Here is a 16,508-nt window from a genome sequence, read left to right as displayed (position 1 = left end):
TCCCTCTCGTCGTCTGTAGCGGCTACTTCTTGTAGTTCGGCGCCTCGACCACGATCTGCACGTCGTGCGGGTGCGACTCCTTGAGCCCCGCCGAGGTGATGCGCACGAACTTGCCACGCGTCTTGAGCTCTTCGATGGTGCGCGCGCCGACATAGAACATCGACTGACGCAGCCCCCCGACCAGCTGATAGGCCACGGCGGAGAGCGGGCCGCGGTACGGCACCTGCCCCTCGATGCCCTCGGGGATCAGCTTGTCGTCGCTGGGGACGTCGGCCTGAAAGTAGCGGTCCTTGGAGTACGAGGTCTGCTTGCCCCGGGTCTGCATGGCGCCCAGCGAGCCCATGCCGCGGTACTGCTTGAACTGCTTGCCGGACTGGAAGACGATCTCGCCCGGGGACTCGTCGGTTCCGGCCAGGAGCGAGCCGAGCATCACGGCGTCGGCACCGGCGACCAGGGCCTTGGCGATGTCACCCGAGTACTGCAGCCCGCCGTCGGCGATCACCGGAACCCCCGCGGGACGCGCGGCGAGCGACGCCTCGTAGACCGCGGTGACCTGGGGGACGCCCACACCGGCGACGACGCGCGTGGTGCAGATGGACCCGGGACCGACACCGACCTTGACGGCGTCGACGCCCGCGTCGACCAGTGCTTGGGCGCCCTCGCGGGTCGCGACGTTGCCGCCGATGATGTCGATGTGCTCGAACGAGGTGTCGGCCTTGAGACGGCGGACGAGGTCGATGACGCCCTGCGACTGCCCGTTGGCGGTGTCGACAACGAGCACGTCGACACCGGCGTCGCGCAGCGCCTCCGCACGCTCCCAGGCATCGCCGAAGAAGCCGATGGCGGCACCGACGCGCAGGCGGCCCTGGTCGTCCTTGGTGGCGAGCGGGTACTTCTCGCTCTTGTCGAAGTCCTTGATGGTGATGAGGCCGGCGAGCTTGCCGTCGCCGTCGATGAGCGGCAGCTTCTCGACACGGTGCTTGGCGAACAGCGCGATGACCTCGCCCGCGGCGACGCCGACGGGAGCGGTCACGAGGTTCTCCCGCGTCATGACGTCCTTGACGAAGGTGGTCTGACGCTCGAAGCCCGAGACGAACCGCATGTCGCGGTTCGTGATGATGCCGACCAGCTTTCCTTCGTCGTCGACGACCGGAAGACCGGAGATGCGGTACTTCGCGCAGAGGTTGTCGACTTCTTCGACGGTCGCATCCTGCGTCGTCGTGATGGGGTCGGTGATCATGCCAGACTCGCTGCGCTTGACGCGGTCGACGTGCGCGGCCTGGTCGGCGATGGAGAGGTTGCGGTGCAGGATGCCGATGCCGCCCTCACGGGCCATGGCGATCGCCATGCGGGATTCGGTGACCGTGTCCATCGCGCTCGACAGCAGCGGGGTGGCGACCGAGATGCGGCGCGTGATCCGCGACGAGGTGTCGGCCTCGCTGGGGATCACGTCGGTGTGCCCGGGGAGCAGCAGCACGTCATCGTACGTCAGTCCGACGAAGCCGAAGGGATCGTGCTGTTCCATGGATTCTCCTTCTGCGCGAGTCGCGCATGTCCGAGTGCGAGGGGGTGGTCGACGTCGGCCGGTGCGGGGCCGCGGCCCGTATGAAGATTCTAAGCGAGACACGCCCGAGAACATTCCCAGAGCCCCGTCGTTACCGGACTGTTGGCAGGGACCGTAGGCGAATCGCCGATCGCGCATTACGCTCAAGTGCGTCGTCCATCCCCGCGGTCGACCCGACACCGCGGAGACACAGCACTCAAAGTGGAGGTTGCGTGGGACCCACAACAATCGCTGTGCAGCGAAAGCGCCCCTGGGTGGTCGCGCTGCTCGCTATCCTCATGGCGCTCACCGCGTTCGTGTTCCTGCCCCCCTCATCGGCTTCGGCCGAGACGACGGACGACGGGCAGGAGGTCACGGAGTTCTACTTCGCCGGTGTCGTCACCTTCGACGATCAACCTGTCGAAGGCGTCGTCATGTCCATCGAGGGCAAGGGCTTCAAGGGTGAGACCGAGACCGACGCCGAAGGCAAATGGCGTCTCTACGTGCCCGAGAAGGAGAAGTACACCCTGACGGTCGACGAGTCGACCCTGCCCGAGGGCGTGATCGTCGACGCGACCCAGTTGCCGGAGGGAACGCAGCCGATCGCGGGGACGACAGCCTCCTTCGAGGTCGAGTTCGGTCTCACCGGGACCAAGATCATGAATCTGTTCCTCGGCGAGGGCCAGCGGGTCACGGTCTCCTTCGTCGACCAGCTGCTCTCACGACTGGTCGGCGGCCTGAACTTCGGCCTCCTGCTCGCACTCGCCTCGATGGGTGCCGCGCTCATCTACGGCACCACCCGGTTGTCGAACTTCGCGCACGCGGAGATGGTGACGTGGGGCGGTCTCGTCGCCCTGGTCACGACCACGTTCTGGCATCTCCCGCTCTGGCTCGGCATCGTCGCGGCCGTCATCGGCGGTGGCCTGTTCGGCTGGGCGCTGGATGCGGGGATCTGGCGTCCGCTGCGGCGACGTGGGCTCGGTGTCGTCCAGCTCATGATCGTCAGCATCGGACTCTCCCTGGCCCTCCGCTACGCATTCCAGTTCATCATCGGCGGAGGCACGTACCAGCTCCCCGGTGCCAGCCCCACGCCGATCCAGTTCGGTCCGATCTCGCTGTCGTACATCGACATGATCGCGATGGGCGTGAGCATCGTCGTGATCCTGGCGGTGGCGTTCTTCCTGACACGCACGCGGATCGGCAAGGCGACGCGAGCGATCTCCGACAACCCCCAGCTCGCCGCCGCCTCGGGCATCGACGTCGACAGGGTCATCCGCTACGTCTGGATCCTCTCCGGAACACTGGCCGCGATCTCCGGCATCCTCTGGGCCTACTTCCGCCCGGGTGTGAAGTGGGACATGGGCATGCAGATGCTGCTGCTGATCTTCGCCGCCATCACGCTGGGCGGTCTCGGCACGGCGTTCGGCGCCCTCGTCGGCTCCCTCATCGTCGGCATCGCGGTCGAGGTCTCGACCCTCTGGATCCCGTCGGACCTGAAGTATGCGAGCGCCCTCGTGGTGCTCATCGTCATCCTCCTCGTGAGACCGCAGGGTCTGCTCGGACGCAGGGAAAGGCTGGGCTGATCACCATGGACTTCGGAAGCATCTTCTCGAACACGGCCGTCTACCTGTTCAGCCCGGTCACGATCGCCTACGCCCTCGCGGCGACCGGCCTCGCCGTGCACTTCGGATACGCGGGTCTGCTCAACTTCGGCATGGCCGCCTTCATGGCCATCGGCGGCTACGGCTACGCCATCTCGGTGCTGAGCTTCGGCCTGCCCTGGTGGATCGGCATGCTCATCGGTCTGCTCGGCGGCGCGTTCTTCGCCGTCCTCCTGGGCATCCCGACGCTGCGCCTGCGTGCCGACTATCTCGCGATCGCGACGATCGCGGCCGGTGAGATCGTCCGCCTCCTGTTCACGACGCAGCTGTTCGACGAATGGACCAACAGCGCCGACGGCCTCGCGCAGTACAACGGCGGATTCCGCGATGCGAACCCCATCCCCACGGGCACCTACGGGTTCGGCCCCTGGATGTACAGCGCGAACGATCTCTGGAACCGCGTCTTCGGCGTGATCGTCCTGGCGGTCGCCATCCTCCTGGTGTGGGCGCTGATGCGCAGCCCGTGGGGTCGTGTGCTCAAGGGCATCCGCGAGGACGAGGACGCGGTGCGGTCGCTCGGCAAGAACGTCTTCGCCTACAAGATGCAGGCGCTCGTGGTGGGTGGTGTGATCGGCGCCGCGGGCGGGATCATCTTCGTGCTCCCCTCCGCGGTCGTCCCCGGCAGCTACTCGACGTCGCTGACGTTCTTCCTGTGGACCATCCTCCTTCTCGGCGGCGCGGCCACGGTGTTCGGGCCCACGCTGGGTGCGGTGCTGTTCTGGGTGGTGTTCGCCTTCATGGCCAACCTGCTCCCCTCGATGGCGAAAGCAGGGCTGCTGCCGATGTCCGACAGCCAGGCATCGACGCTGGTGTTCGTCTTCGTCGGCATCGCGCTCATGCTGCTCGTGATCTTCCGCCCCCAGGGCATCCTCGGCGACAAGAGGGAGATGACCTTTGTCAAATGAACTGACCCCCGAACAGGTCCCCGGCCCCGGCGATGACGCCGCGACGGCTGCGCCGTCCACGGGGAGCATCCGCCGCCCGAAGACGACCGGCCTGACCAAGGGAGAGGTCAAGCCCGGCGTCGCCAAGGTGGATCCGATCCTCGTCGTCGACGCGGTCCAGCGTCGTTTCGGTGGCCTGACCGCCGTCGACGTCGATCACCTCGAAGTGCCCCGTGGCGCGATCACCGCTCTAATCGGCCCGAACGGCGCGGGCAAGACGACGCTCTTCAACCTGCTCTGCGGATTCGACAAGCCCAACAGCGGCACCTGGTCGTTCGACGGCACCAGCCTCTCCGGAGTGCCGTCGTTCAAGGTGGCCAGGATGGGGCAGGTGCGCACGTTCCAGCTGACCAAGTCGCTCTCGCTGCTGACCGTCCTCGAGAACATGAAGCTCGGCGCTCCGCATCAGCGCGGCGAGGGCTTCTGGTCGAGCCTGTTCCCCTTCCTCTGGCGCGCGCAGGACACCGAGATCGAGGGCAAGGCGCGGGAACTGCTGACACGCTTCAAGCTCGACGCCAAGGAGAAGGACTTCGCCGCATCGCTCTCGGGAGGTCAGCGCAAGCTCCTCGAGATGGCCAGAGCGCTGATGAGCGATCCGACGCTGGTGATGCTCGACGAGCCGATGGCCGGCGTCAATCCCGCCCTCACACAGTCGCTCCTCGACCACATCCTCGACTTGAAGGAGCAGGGGATGACCGTGCTCTTCGTCGAGCACGACATGCACATGGTCCGCCACATCGCGGACTGGGTGATCGTGATGGCCGAGGGCCGCGTCGTCGCGGAAGGGCCTCCCGACGAGGTCATGGAGAACCCGGCGGTCGTCGATGCCTACCTCGGTGCACATCAGGACCTCGACCTGGGAGCGGTCACCGGGCGCATCCCCGTGCTCGAGGACGCCGCGGCGGTCAGACTCCGCGAGAAGATCGAAGCAGAAGCGGAGGCCGAGCTCGAAGCGAGCGATCCGGTCTCCGGGACCGAGGGGAAGGGCAGCGCATGAGCGCGGAGACGCCGACCAACGCACCGCAGGCCATACCGCAGGACGACGTCGTCGTCGAGCTGACCGATGTCCATGCCGGATACCTCCCCGGAGTGAACATCCTCAACGGTGCGAACCTCATCGCCCGCCAGGGGGAACTGATCGGGATCATCGGCCCGAACGGCGCCGGCAAGTCGACCCTGCTGAAGGCCATCTTCGGTCTGGTGAACGTGCGCAGCGGCGACATCACGGTGAAGGGCGAGAGCATCGTGGGCCTGAAGGCCGACAAGCTCGTCCGGCGCGGAGTCGCCTTCGTGCCGCAGACGAACAACGTCTTCCCCTCTCTTTCGATCGAGGAGAACCTGCAGATGGGGCTCTACCAGAACCCCAAGATCTACACGGAGCGGCTCGAGTTCGTGACCGGCATCTTCGCCGAACTGGGAAAGCGGCTCAAGCAGCGCGCAGGCTCCCTCTCCGGCGGCGAGCGGCAGATGGTCGCGATGTCGCGCGCGCTGATGATGGATCCGTCGGTGCTGCTGCTCGACGAGCCGTCGGCCGGCCTCTCCCCCGTGCGTCAGGATGACGCGTTCATCCGGGTGTCCGACATCAACAAGGCCGGCGTCACGACGATCATGGTGGAGCAGAACGCCCGACGCTGCCTGCAGATCTGCGACCGCGGGTATGTGCTCGACCAGGGCAAGGATGCCCACGAGGGCACCGGGCGGGATCTGCTGAACGACCCGAAGGTGATCGGTCTCTACCTCGGAACGCTCGGCACCGACGCGGCCTGAACCGCCGACATCGACGCGGCGACACCACGACAGGACATCACACGACAAAGGCCCCGGATCGGATCCGGGGCCTTCGTCATGTGATCGTCTGATCAGTTGGTGCGGGTGATCATGTTGTCGGCACCGTACTTGTAGATGCCGATCGATGCGCCCTGCGGGTCGCCGGCCTCATCGAAGGTGATGTCGCCGGAGTAGCCGTCGTAGTCGGCCGTGCCGCCGTCGTTGATGATCTTGGCGCACTCGGCGAAACTGGTGCACTTCTTGCCGTCGCCGGAACCGCCCGAGACCTCCTGCATCTTGGCCGCGATGTCCGCGCCCTCGGTGGAGCCCGCCGCCAGCGACGCCAGAGCCACGAGGATGACGGCGTCGTACGCCTCAGCCGCGTAGGTGAAGTCCTTGACCTCGGGGTTGCCCTCGCCGGTCCAGTAGTCCTGCAGACGCGAGGTGAAGTCATCCGCGAGCGCAGGACCGGCCTTGGTTCCCTGCGCGCCCTCGAGCGAGACCGGGATCTCTGTGCCGTAGTCGGACAGGTTGCCGTCGACCATGTAGAACTTGTCGGCCGAGATGCCGGCGTTCACCAGCAGCGGTGCGATGGTCTTGAACTGGTCGAACGACACGATCGCGACCGCGTCGGGGTTCTGCGCCTTGATCGACTCGACCTGCGCGTCGAACTGCGCGTCGCCCACGTTGAACGAGACCGACTCGACGACCTCACCGCCAGTGCTCTCGAACGTCTTCGTGATGGCGTCGTTGAGGCCGGTGCCGTACGCGTCGTTCTGGTAGATGATGCCGAGCGTCTTCGCGCCGTCCTCGGCGATCAGGTTGCCGAGCACCTCGCCCTGCAGCAGGTCACTGGGGGCGGTGCGGAAGTACAGGCCGTTGTCATCCCACGTGGTGAAGTCGGGCGACGTGTTCGACGCCGAGATCTGCAGGATGCCTGCGCTCACGTTGCCGTCGAGGATGAGCTTGGAGACGCCCGACGCCGCGGCGCCGACGATGGCGGAGACGCCCGCGCCCTGCAGCTTGGTGATCGACGTCTCGTACGCCTTGGTGTCGGTGTCGCCCTCGTCTTCGGCCGTCAGGTCGATCGTGACGCCGGCGGCGGCGTCGTTGACCTCCTGGACGGCGAGCCCGACACCGGACTCCATGGGCGGGCCGAGGAACGCCAGCGAACCCGTCTGCGGAAGCAGCGAACCGAGCTTGAGCGTCAGATCGGCGGCGGGCTTGTCGCTGCCGCCGCTCTCCGAGCTCGGAGTGCTGCTGCAGCCGGCGATGACGATGGCGGATGCACTGATCAGTGCGATCCCGGCGAAGACCTTCGCTGTGCGCGAGCCCTTCAATGCGTTCATGATGCTCCCTTGCGTAACTGAACGTGGATTGTGGCCACAATCGGGTGCTCTAACACTAGGGCGTGAGTCCCGCGCACAGGGGTCGCAAGTATCTCGGTGCGTTAACGATCCGACACCCGGTCCCTCTGCGGATGAATCCGGGGATCAGGCGGGTTCGGCCCGGGGAATCCTGCGCCCCCGACGCGCGGCGAGCAGCAGGTCGACGATGAAGACGCCGATCGCGATCCACACGATGATGAAGCCCGCCCAGCGTTCGGCCGGCATCGGCTCATGCAGCACCAGGACGCCGATGAGGAACTGCATCACGGGGGTGATGAACTGGATCATGCCGATCACGGTGAGGTTGATGCGTCGGGTCCCCGCGGCGAAGAGCAGCAGCGGGACGGCCGTGGCGACACCGGCGAAGGCCAGTAGCAGCGCATGCGCCCAACCGTTCGTCCCCATCGTGATCCCCGTGGTCTGTGCGACGACGATCAGCTGCACCACCGCGATGGGGATCAGCCAGAACGACTCCAGCGTCAGACCGCTGACCGCATCGACGGCAGGGCCGATCTTCTTCTTGATGAGTCCGTAGACCCCGAAGGACGCGGTGAGTGACAGCGCGATCCACGGGAACTCCCCGTAGGCGACGACGATCACGACGACGGCGATCGCGGCGATGCCGATCGCCGCCCACTGCAATCGGCGGATGCGCTCCTTCAACACGAAGACGCCGAGCAGGACGGTCGTGATCGGGTTGATGAAGTAGCCCAGACTCGTCTCGACGACGTTGCCGCTGAGGGTTCCGATCAGGAACACCTGCCAGTTGACGTAGATCAGCAGCCCCGCGAGCGCCGTCCAGCCCAGCAGCCGGGGTTGCCGGATGATGACGCCGAACGCCGCCCAGCCGCGCATGACCGTGAGCAGCAGGAGGCAGAAGACGAACGACAGCAGGACGCGCCAGGCGACGACCTCCCACGGCCCCGTCGGAACCAGGAGGAGGAAGTAGAGGGGAAGCACACCCCAGAGGAGGTAGGCCCCACCGGCATAGGCGACGCCGGCGGTCTGCGCGGCGCGGGTGGTCTGTGGTGGCACCGCACAACCCTATGCCCGCGGCGGCGTCGCGAACGGCGCCGCCGCCCCGTCGATCGCAGTTCGGCAGGAATCGGACGCTCGCTGGCGGATGCAGAAGGGGCCCGGATGCGATACGCATCCGGGCCCCTTCGATGGCCTTGCCCGCCCCTCAGGAGAGACGGGAATCAGGTTCCGCAGATCAGCGGACGACGACCGCCAGGACGTCGCGGGCCGACAGGACGAGGAACTCGTCTGCGCCGAACTTCACCTCGGTGCCGCCGTACTTGCTGTAGAGCACGCGGTCGCCGACAGCGACGTCGAGCGGAACACGGTTGCCGTTGTCGTCGATGCGGCCGGGGCCGACCGCCACGACCTCGCCCTCCTGGGGCTTCTCCTTGGCGGTGTCGGGGATGACCAGGCCACTCGCGGTGGTCTGCTCGGCCTCGACCTGCTTGATGACGATGCGGTCCTCGAGCGGCTTGATGGAAACCGACACGGTCTACCTCTTCTTTCTTGACGCTGACACGAAAGACTTGTTCGCACTCTCAACCCGAGAGTGCTAATCCAGTCTAGGCGCTCGGCTGGCACTCACGCAATGCGAGTGCCAGTGCGCGCCGCAGTTCGACGACTCGCCCGGGCAATTAGGCTGAGCGGGTGGAGATGTCCGAGCTGCGCGCCCTGCTGACCCCCGCCGGTCTCGAACTGCTCGACACGGTCGGGCCCATCGATTCGACCGCCGATGTCGCCCGCACCGTCTCGCGGCTGCGCGCGGGCGGCCACTCCCCCGAGCTGGTCTCCGCCGTCGTCGGCCAGGCCCGCCTGCGCTCCAGGGCCACCGCGAAGTTCGGGCCCTTCGCCGCACGCATGCTGTTCACCCGCGCGGGGCTGGAGCAGGCGACGAGGCTGGGCGTCGCAGCCCGGCATGCGCAGCGGATCCGTCACGCCGGTTTCACCCGTGTCGCCGACCTCGGCTGCGGAATCGGCGGTGACGCCCTGGCCTTCGCCGGCGCCGGACTCGATGTGCGCGCCGTCGACGCCGACGAGGTGACCTCGGCGATCGCCGCCTACAACCTGGCCCCGTTCGGCGACAGCGCGGTCGTCGACCATCGCACGGCCGAAGACGCCTTCTCGTCGCTGGACCCGGGGAGCGCGGTCTGGATGGACCCGGCCAGACGCACTTCGGGTCACAGCGAGACCCGACGCGTCTCGGCCGACGACTACTCCCCCTCGCTGGACTGGGCATTCGAGGTGGCGGCTCACCATCCGACCGGTATCAAGCTCGGACCGGCGCACGACCGCGACGCCCTGCCGGTCGACGCCGAGGCACAGTGGGTCAGTGCCGACGGCAGCGTGGTCGAACTGGTCGTCTGGAGCGGCGCGCTCGCCCGGGAAGGGGTGCGGCGGGCGGCCCTCGTGATCCGCGACGAGCGCTCGCACGAGCTGACGGCGCCGGCGGACGCCCCCGATGAACCCGTGCGCGAGCTCGGCGCGTTCGTGCACGAACCGGACGGCGCCGTGATCCGTGCGCGGCTGATCGGCGAGGTCGCCCGGAGCCTGGAGGCGGGGATGCTCGACGAGCACATCGCGTATCTGACCTCCGACGCGGCGTTGACGAGTCCTTTCGTGCAGTCCTTCCGGGTGCGCGAGACCCTCCCGGCCCACCCCAAGGCGATCAACGCCGCCCTCCAGGCGCAGGGCATCGGGCGCCTGGAGATCAAGAAGCGCGGAGTCGACGTGGATCCCGCCGCTTTCCGCAAGAAGCTCACGCTGCGTGGGGACCAGGAGGCGACACTCATCCTGGCCCGCATCGGCGATCAGCGCCGCGCGATCCTCGCCGACCGGGTGCCCGCAGCGAACTGACCCCCGCTCAACGCTCCGCGTCGCGACCCGGCGGCTCGACCACGATGGGGTCACCGGGAGGCGCGTCGACCCGAACGGTATCCCCCGGCTCCGCGCCGGTCACCGGCGCGTCGGTGATGGTCAGATAGGGCGTCTGCCACCTCGTGAACCGCGCCTCGAGCACCGACGAGCCGACGACCCCGCCGGAAGCCCCGTCGACGTCATCGATCCGCGCTTCGATCCCGGATTCCGCTGCCGCGTCGAGAGATGCGCACGCCGTCAGATCGACGGCGTCGACGACGAGGCACTTCTCGATCTCGCCCTCGTCCGAGAGACGGTCGCCGACCCACACCGGGGCCGTGCGGAAGTAACCCACGATCTCGATCGTGAACGCGAACCCCTCATCCACCAGTTCCTCTGCCCGCGTGCGCTCGCCGCCGGCGAACTGCGACGGCGCGGTGGAGGGCATCGACCAGTGCTGGAGCACGACCATCGGCTCCCCCGTCGTCGAGACGAGCATCGTGGCGTTCACACCCCCCACACCACGCGGGTCGCCTTCCGGGTCGTCGTCCGGCGCGGCGAGCGGCACGGGAAACGACACGCTCAGGCCGCGTCCGGTGTCGGCGACCGGCAGACAGTTCGACTGCGACTGTTCGCCCGCATCGAGGATCACGCAGACGATGCTGCCGTCGTCCTTGGTCGCGTACCACGCCAGGGCCTCTTCGTCCCGAGCGACGGCGCGGATCGAGCCGGGGTCGAAGTCGGCCGCGGCGAGCACCTCGCGGCGTTCCTGCTGCGCTGCCGTGAGCGGGATGCTCCCGTCTCGTGGCGCGAAAACGGCTCCACCGATGGCGGTACCGAGCGCCAGAAGCAGGACGGCGAGCGCCGACACGCCCCACCGATAGCGCCGAAGGGCACGGCGAACCGCGCCCCATGACCGTGGCGCATCCACCGGCTCAGACTCAGGCACCGGCACCGGCACCGGCACAGGCACCGGCACAGGCACCGGCACCGGCACCGGCTCAGGCTCAGGCGCATCCACCGGCTCAGACTCAGACAGAGGACGCTCCGGGCCGATGCTCACCGCGAGTGGCTCCGCAGGAGTCGGCGTGCTCGTCGACATCGCGGATCGTCGAGCGTCCTCGAGCTCGCGCAACCGCCGGATCTCGTCATCCGTCACCACACCGTCGCGGGCGTAGGCCCTGCGCCGGAGCGCGCGGAGCTCGTCGGCGTCAGCCTCCCCCTGCACGGCCGGCACCCCCCTCACGCCTGATCGTCAGCGAGGAGTTCCCGTTGCTCGCGGTCGGAAGCTCGAGGCGCACGAGCTCGCCGCTCGCATCGTCGAGCACGTTCAGCACCAGCGTGGCACCCTGCTCCTGCATCGTGAGTGCATCCGCGCAGACGCGCGGGAAGCGGTCGTCCGAGCCGTCGTAGATCAGGCAGGTCTGGAAGCCCTCGAGCTCCATCCCCGTCCACACCGGCACCTCTCCGTCGTAGCCGATGACCCAGAGCGAGTTGATCTCGAACCCCTGCCCGGCGATCCGCTTCGCCTTCTCCGCCTCCTCGGCGTTCTCGTAGATGACGCCGTTGGTGGTGCCGGGACCGTACTCCGACGTGTGGACGGCGACGGCGGGCTCCCCGGAGGGGGCGAACATCAGCTGCACATTGAGCTCGCGTCTGATCTCGTCCTTCGACTCCAGCGTGACCGCGCCGAAGAGCCCCGTCCTCTCGACCGTCTCGGTACGCTCGCAGGTGGGCAGGGCCGACGGGGATGTCGCCACGAGCAGGCACGTGCTCTCTCCGTCGTCCTTGGTCGCCGCCCAGATGACCGCGCCCTGTTCCACCGCGAGGGCGCGCAGGGATCCCTGATCGTAGCGCCCACCCGCGATCAGGGCGCTCTGCCATTCCTGCTGCTGCGCGGTCAGGGCGACCGAAGCGGTGCCGGATCTGCCGAAGAGCATCCAGCCGCATCCCACACCGACGACCAGCAGCACCGCGACGGCGATCGCGGCCGCCCGCCAGTGCACGCGCAGCAGTGGGAGGACGCGCGGGGCGATGTCGTGCGAGGCTGCGTCGTCGGCAGCCGTCCCCGCCGCAAGCGACGTCTCCGCATCCGATACCTCGGCGGCATGTGTGCCCTGGCGCTCGGTTCCGGTGTCCGGGAGATCGACCGGGGATCGTCCAGCCGCCTCCGACGCGGAGGAGGTCACGGCATCGACGGGTGACGCCTCGCCGCGCGGCGCGATCGGACGCGCGACCCGGCGCTCCTCCAGCTCGCGCAGTCTGGCCGCGTCGGCGCCCGTGAGCGAGGAGTCCCGGGCATAAGCCCGCGCCTGCAGGGAGCGCAGTTCCTCGAGCTCCGCCGCGTCCAGCACCGGTCAGCCGAGTCTCTCGAACTGCATGCCGGCCCAGACCAGCCAGCCCAGGCTGTAGACCGTCGCGCAGAGACCGAGCACGAGCGCCCACCGCGCGATCGCCCGGCTCTCGACAGGGCGACGCAGCGACATGATCGCCGCGATCACCGAGACCACCGCGACGGGGATACCCCAGCCGACGAAGAACGATGCCCCGAGAGCCACGATCGCGGCCAACAGCGCCCAGGGAGCGAGACGGGTGTCGTCGATCGGCACGGATCCCGTCGACGGCTCCCACTCCGTGTCATCGGGCGCATCGATGTCCGGACCGGTCGCGACGACCGGTTCGATGCCGACAGGCCCGGTCGGCATCTTGGTGTAGCCGTCACGGCGGGCGCCGGGCAGACGAGCGTTCCCGGCCGGATGCTCGACCTCGCCGCTGGGACGTTCGATGCGCGCCGCCGGCGTCGTCGAGGGTGTCGCCTCGGGAGAGCCGGAAACGTCGCTCATGCCGACACCGCCTCCGCGATCTGGATCTCGGTCACGGGAAGCGTCGAGTCCGCACCGAAGTCCAGGGTGGACGGACGGCGGCCGGACGAGATCAGCTCGGCGGCGAGCGCCGCGATCATCGCGCCGTTGTCGGTGCACAGGGACAGTGGCGGAATGCGCACCGTGACCCCCGCGGCTCCGGCCCGTTCCAGAGCGACCTCACGCAGACGCCGGTTGGCGATCACGCCGCCTCCGAGCAGCAGCCGCGGCACACCGAGGTCGGCGCAGGCGGCCAGCGCCTTCGTGACCAGAACGTCCACCACCGCTTCCCGGAAGCTCGCAGCGACATCGGCGACCGGGACGTCGACCCCCTCGGCTTCACAGCGCTCGACCCAACGGGCCACCGCGGTCTTCAGCCCCGAGAACGAGAAGTCGTAGCGGTGCTTCGCCAGGTCGGAGGCACGGGACAGCCCGCGGGGGAACCGGATCGCGTTCGGGTCGCCGTCGGCCGCTGCGCGGTCGATCTCCGGTCCGCCGGGATACGGCAGCGAGAGCAGGCGGGCGACCTTGTCGAAGGCCTCTCCCGCCGCGTCGTCCATCGTCTCCCCCAGCAGCTCGACGTCGGTGGTGAGGTCGCGCACATGCAGCAGCGAGGTGTGTCCACCGGACACGAGCAGCGCGACGGTCGGATATTCGAGCGGAGCGGAGTCGGCGGTGAGGATGTCGGCGGCGATGTGCCCGACCAGATGGTTCACCGCGTACAGGGGCTTGTCGAGCGAGACCGCCAGGCCCTTCGCCGCGCCGACGCCGACCATCAGGGCCCCGGCGAGCCCAGGGCCGCTCGTGACGGCGACCGCGTCGAGGTCGTCCAGGCGCACATCGGCCTCGGCGAGTGCCGCATCGATCGCCGGCTGCAGCGCCTCGAGGTGCGCTCGGGCGGCGACCTCGGGCACGACGCCGCCGTATCGCGCGTGCTCGTCCATGCTCGAGGCGATGGTGTTCGAGAGCAGGGTACGTCCGCGTACGATGCCGATCCCCGTCTCGTCGCAGCTCGTCTCGATGCCGAGGACCAGCGGTTCGCTCATGACTTCGCCTCCTCGGCCGTGGTGCCCGGCACCGGGTGACCTGGCAGTTCTCGACGCATCACGATCGCGTCGACGTCGTCGGGCTGATAGTAATGCGGGCGGCGGGCGATCTCTTCGAAACCCTCGGCCCGGTAGAGCCCCTCGGCAGAGGGGTTGTCGGCCCTCACCTCGAGGAAGATCTCGCGCGCACCACGCTCCGAGGCCGCCGCGAGCAGCGCACGCAGCAGCGTCCTGCCCCGCCCCTGGCCGCGGTACTCGGCGAGCAACGCGATGGTCTGGACGTCGGCGTCGGCGCTTCCCTGCAGGGCGCGCACCCCGCCGTACCCGACCACCGCCCCCTCATGCTCGTCGACCAGGTACCGTCCGTGCGGGCTCGCCAGCTCGGCGGCCATGGTCTCCGAGCTCCAGGCGTCCGACGGGAACGACCGGTTCTCGATCGCCATGATCGCGTCGAGGTCTTCGACGGTGGCGTGGCGAAGCGTCATGTGCCCACCTTCTTCGGGGCGCCGGGGAGCGTGACGTCGGGGTGACGCATGTAGAGAGGCTCGTCGCCGGCGAGGGTGCGACCGGCCGCGAGCGCGCGTGCGCCGACCCGCGCCAGATCCGTCCCCGAGAGCGTCGCCACATCGATACGTCGGATGCCGTCGAGGTGCGCGTCGGCCTCTGTGGCCCGCACGAGCACGGTGTCGGAGACGGTCACCGGGATGCCGTCGTCGTCGAGGCCGTGGAACACGGTGATGGCGACCTCGCGGCGGCGGGCGTCCGTCACGATCGCGAACGGTACGGTCGCGGCGTCGGCCTCGAGAGCAGTGAGTGCTGCCGCGAGATGGCTGGGAACGGGGATCACCGGCAGTCCGCGCCCGAGGGCGAAGGTGCGCGCTGCGGCGATGCCGATGCGCAGCCCGGTGAAGGGACCGGGTCCCATGCCCGCGACCACGTGGGTGATCTGGGCATCGCCCGCCTCGTGGAGAGCACGGACGAGGAGGTCGCCGATGACCTCGGCATGGCCGAGCGGGTCGACGGCACCGGCTTCGGCGCGTCGCGTCCCGTCGGCATCGATGAGGGCGACAGCCGTGCCCAGGGAAGTATCGACGGCAAGGATCACGACTCCAGATTAGCCGCCGTCCCCTGAGGAGAGCGGCCGACGCGAGCCCAGGTCCGGGGTCAGCCGAGCGGGGCGCGCAGCGGGTAGTCCTGATCCTCGAGGATCACCTGCGATGCGGCTCCCGTCGTCCGGTTGACGATCACCGGGGCGAGGAGATTCACGCTCACCCCCTCAGCGGACGGATGGGCGACCACGAGGATCAGCGCGTCATCCGGCGATCCCAGCGCAAGCCCCTCCGCCTGCTCGTCGGTCAGGATCGGCGCGTACTCGCTCAGAACGCTCCGGGGATCGACGAGGTAGAGGCGCAAGGCGGAGTCGTCGACGGCGCGCATCGAGAAGAGCCCGTCGGATCCGTCGACGGGTGCGAGCGCGAATTCGACGTGGGGGGCGAGTCCCGGCGGCGGGGCGAGGAAGGTCAGTGCGGCGGTCATCGGAGGAAGTCCATGAGCGAGGGCTGGAGGACGCGCGCATTCACGGCGAGCGCCGAGCGGTACACGAGCTCCTGTGCCTGCAGGCGCACGAGCACCTCGATCGAATCGACGTCCTCCACCGCCGTCCTGCGGGACTCGAGGGACACGGAATTCTGCACTGCCGCCTCCTTGGCGCGTTCGATCTGAGCCTGTCTGGTGCCCACGGAGCCCTGCACCGCGAGCATGGCCGTACGGCGACCGTCGATCTCGCCGAGACGGGGACCGACGTTCGTGCCGGATCGGAGGTCGGCGACGATCTTGTCGACGAGGGCGAAGACCGAGTCGTCTCCGGTGCCGTACACGGCGGCGCCGTCGGTGTCGACGCGGACGGATGCCGCGTCCGACACCCGTCGGGTGACCTCGGCTCCGGGCACCCCGCTGTGGCTGTAATCGGCAGCGAAGGCCGCGGTGTCGGAGGTACCGGCGAACACGGAGCGTCCGAGCAGCCGCGTGTTGGCCTGGGAGAGGAGCTCTTTGCGGATGCCCTCGAGCTCGACGGCGAGGGCCTCCTTGGCGGTGGCGTCGAGCGCGCCGTCGTTCGCGCCCTGGGCGGTGAGGTCGCGGACGCGCCCCAGCAGAGCCGTGCTCGCGGTGATGGCCGTGTCGGCGGCGGTGACCCATGCCAGGCCGTCGTCGATGTTGCGGGCATACTGCTCGGTGCGGCGCTGCTCGGCATGCAGTGCGAGTGCGGCTGCCGCGGCTGCCGGATCGTCGGATGGGGCGGCGAACGCGCGCTGGGACGTCGCCTGCTCCTGCAGACGCGCCAGCTCGGAGAGGTTGGACTGCAGCTGGCGCATGGCCGTCTGCGTCATCGCGGATGACGTCACTCGAGAGATCACGGTGCTCCTT

The 16,508-nt window shown here is 68.6% G+C and carries 17 protein-coding genes; 5 read left to right on the top strand and 12 right to left on the bottom strand.

Annotation, left to right across the window (positions count from 1 at the left end):
• Positions 1–22 precede the first annotated feature (22 nt).
• On the bottom strand, positions 23–1,525 hold the full coding sequence (gene guaB / locus DW307_RS08860) for an IMP dehydrogenase (RefSeq protein ID WP_021198909.1): 1,503 nt from the start codon (positions 1,523–1,525) through the stop codon (positions 23–25).
• Positions 1,526–1,842: 317 nt separating this feature from the next.
• Here guaB and DW307_RS08855 point away from each other — a divergent pair, with 317 nt between their 5' ends.
• The 4 genes from DW307_RS08855 (at position 1,843) to DW307_RS08840 (ending at position 5,915) form a co-directional block, all read left to right on the top strand.
• Complete coding sequence (locus tag DW307_RS08855; protein WP_240750590.1) at positions 1,843–3,126, top strand: ABC transporter permease subunit; 1,284 nt, start codon at positions 1,843–1,845, stop codon at positions 3,124–3,126.
• A 5-nt stretch (positions 3,127–3,131) separates the two neighbouring features.
• Positions 3,132–4,109 (top strand): branched-chain amino acid ABC transporter permease, encoded by a 978-nt coding sequence (locus DW307_RS08850; RefSeq protein WP_021198911.1) that lies wholly within the window; start codon positions 3,132–3,134, stop codon positions 4,107–4,109.
• A gap of 67 nt (positions 4,110–4,176) precedes the next feature.
• Positions 4,177–5,145 (top strand): ABC transporter ATP-binding protein, encoded by a 969-nt coding sequence (locus DW307_RS08845; RefSeq protein WP_136024563.1) that lies wholly within the window; start codon positions 4,177–4,179, stop codon positions 5,143–5,145.
• Positions 5,142–5,915 (top strand): ABC transporter ATP-binding protein, encoded by a 774-nt coding sequence (locus DW307_RS08840; RefSeq protein ID WP_029258607.1) that lies wholly within the window; start codon positions 5,142–5,144, stop codon positions 5,913–5,915. The genes DW307_RS08845 and DW307_RS08840 overlap by 4 nt, the downstream gene beginning before the upstream one ends.
• Positions 5,916–6,007: 92 nt before the next feature.
• Here the strand turns inward: DW307_RS08840 and DW307_RS08835 are convergent, their stop codons facing one another.
• The 3 genes from DW307_RS08835 to groES form a co-directional block, all read right to left on the bottom strand.
• Positions 6,008–7,264: an ABC transporter substrate-binding protein gene (locus DW307_RS08835; protein WP_021198914.1), complete on the bottom strand. Its 1,257-nt coding sequence runs from the start codon at positions 7,262–7,264 to the stop codon at positions 6,008–6,010.
• A 144-nt stretch (positions 7,265–7,408) separates the two neighbouring features.
• Positions 7,409–8,338 carry an EamA family transporter RarD gene (rarD, locus tag DW307_RS08830; RefSeq protein ID WP_021198915.1) on the bottom strand — a complete coding sequence of 310 codons (930 nt, stop codon included), beginning with the start codon at positions 8,336–8,338 and terminating at the stop codon, positions 7,409–7,411.
• Positions 8,339–8,516: 178 nt separating this feature from the next.
• Complete coding sequence (groES, locus tag DW307_RS08825) at positions 8,517–8,813, bottom strand: co-chaperone GroES (RefSeq protein WP_017203655.1); 297 nt, start codon at positions 8,811–8,813, stop codon at positions 8,517–8,519.
• A gap of 158 nt (positions 8,814–8,971) precedes the next feature.
• Between groES and DW307_RS08820 the strand changes: the two genes are divergently transcribed.
• Positions 8,972–10,177, top strand: coding sequence for a class I SAM-dependent methyltransferase (locus DW307_RS08820; protein ID WP_136024539.1), 1,206 nt, complete (start codon positions 8,972–8,974; stop codon positions 10,175–10,177).
• Positions 10,178–10,184: 7 nt separating this feature from the next.
• Here DW307_RS08820 and DW307_RS08815 read toward each other — a convergent pair whose 3' ends face one another.
• The 8 genes from DW307_RS08815 to DW307_RS08780 are packed head-to-tail and all read right to left on the bottom strand — an operon-like array spanning position 10,185 to position 16,498.
• On the bottom strand, positions 10,185–11,423 hold the full coding sequence (locus DW307_RS08815) for a hypothetical protein (protein WP_136024538.1): 1,239 nt from the start codon (positions 11,421–11,423) through the stop codon (positions 10,185–10,187).
• Entirely contained in the window at positions 11,389–12,531 is a 1,143-nt protein-coding gene (locus DW307_RS08810; protein WP_136024537.1) for a hypothetical protein, read from the bottom strand. The genes DW307_RS08815 and DW307_RS08810 overlap by 35 nt, the downstream gene beginning before the upstream one ends.
• 3 nt (positions 12,532–12,534) lie before the next feature.
• Entirely contained in the window at positions 12,535–13,020 is a 486-nt protein-coding gene (locus DW307_RS08805; RefSeq protein ID WP_029258611.1) for a hypothetical protein, read from the bottom strand.
• A complete protein-coding gene (gene tsaD, locus DW307_RS08800) occupies positions 13,017–14,084 on the bottom strand; it encodes a tRNA (adenosine(37)-N6)-threonylcarbamoyltransferase complex transferase subunit TsaD (RefSeq protein ID WP_029258612.1) in 1,068 nt (355 codons plus the stop codon). Before tsaD ends, DW307_RS08805 begins: the two co-directional genes overlap by 4 nt.
• Positions 14,081–14,569 (bottom strand): ribosomal protein S18-alanine N-acetyltransferase, encoded by a 489-nt coding sequence (rimI, locus tag DW307_RS08795; protein ID WP_029258613.1) that lies wholly within the window; start codon positions 14,567–14,569, stop codon positions 14,081–14,083. The genes tsaD and rimI overlap by 4 nt, the downstream gene beginning before the upstream one ends.
• The gene (tsaB, locus tag DW307_RS08790) at positions 14,566–15,189 is read right to left on the bottom strand and encodes a tRNA (adenosine(37)-N6)-threonylcarbamoyltransferase complex dimerization subunit type 1 TsaB (protein WP_136024536.1); all 624 of its coding nucleotides are present in this window, start codon (positions 15,187–15,189) and stop codon (positions 14,566–14,568) included. The genes rimI and tsaB overlap by 4 nt, the downstream gene beginning before the upstream one ends.
• A 59-nt stretch (positions 15,190–15,248) precedes the next feature.
• Positions 15,249–15,620, bottom strand: a complete 372-nt coding sequence (locus DW307_RS08785) for a flagellar assembly protein FliW (RefSeq protein WP_029258615.1) — start codon at positions 15,618–15,620, stop codon at positions 15,249–15,251.
• The gene (locus tag DW307_RS08780; protein WP_029258616.1) at positions 15,617–16,498 is read right to left on the bottom strand and encodes a flagellin N-terminal helical domain-containing protein; all 882 of its coding nucleotides are present in this window, start codon (positions 16,496–16,498) and stop codon (positions 15,617–15,619) included. Before DW307_RS08780 ends, DW307_RS08785 begins: the two co-directional genes overlap by 4 nt.
• Positions 16,499–16,508 lie beyond the last annotated feature (10 nt).

It is taken from the genome of Microbacterium sp. K27 (assembly GCF_004794435.1).
GTDB classification, from domain to species: domain Bacteria; phylum Actinomycetota; class Actinomycetes; order Actinomycetales; family Microbacteriaceae; genus Microbacterium; species Microbacterium maritypicum_A.
The sequence above is the reverse complement of the archived record's forward strand: the minus strand, read 5'-3'. Positions and strand labels throughout refer to the sequence as shown.

Coding starts and splice junctions, on each gene's coding strand:
- guaB (WP_021198909.1), bottom strand. CDS start 1,525: ATGGAACAGCACGATCCCTTCGGCTTCGTCGGACTGACGTACGATGAC.
- DW307_RS08855 (WP_240750590.1), top strand. CDS start 1,843: ATGGCGCTCACCGCGTTCGTGTTCCTGCCCCCCTCATCGGCTTCGGCC.
- DW307_RS08850 (WP_021198911.1), top strand. CDS start 3,132: ATGGACTTCGGAAGCATCTTCTCGAACACGGCCGTCTACCTGTTCAGC.
- DW307_RS08840 (WP_029258607.1), top strand. CDS start 5,142: ATGAGCGCGGAGACGCCGACCAACGCACCGCAGGCCATACCGCAGGAC.
- DW307_RS08835 (WP_021198914.1), bottom strand. CDS start 7,264: ATGAACGCATTGAAGGGCTCGCGCACAGCGAAGGTCTTCGCCGGGATC.
- DW307_RS08805 (WP_029258611.1), bottom strand. CDS start 13,020: ATGAGCGACGTTTCCGGCTCTCCCGAGGCGACACCCTCGACGACGCCG.
- tsaD (WP_029258612.1), bottom strand. CDS start 14,084: ATGAGCGAACCGCTGGTCCTCGGCATCGAGACGAGCTGCGACGAGACG.
- rimI (WP_029258613.1), bottom strand. CDS start 14,569: ATGACGCTTCGCCACGCCACCGTCGAAGACCTCGACGCGATCATGGCG.
- DW307_RS08785 (WP_029258615.1), bottom strand. CDS start 15,620: ATGACCGCCGCACTGACCTTCCTCGCCCCGCCGCCGGGACTCGCCCCC.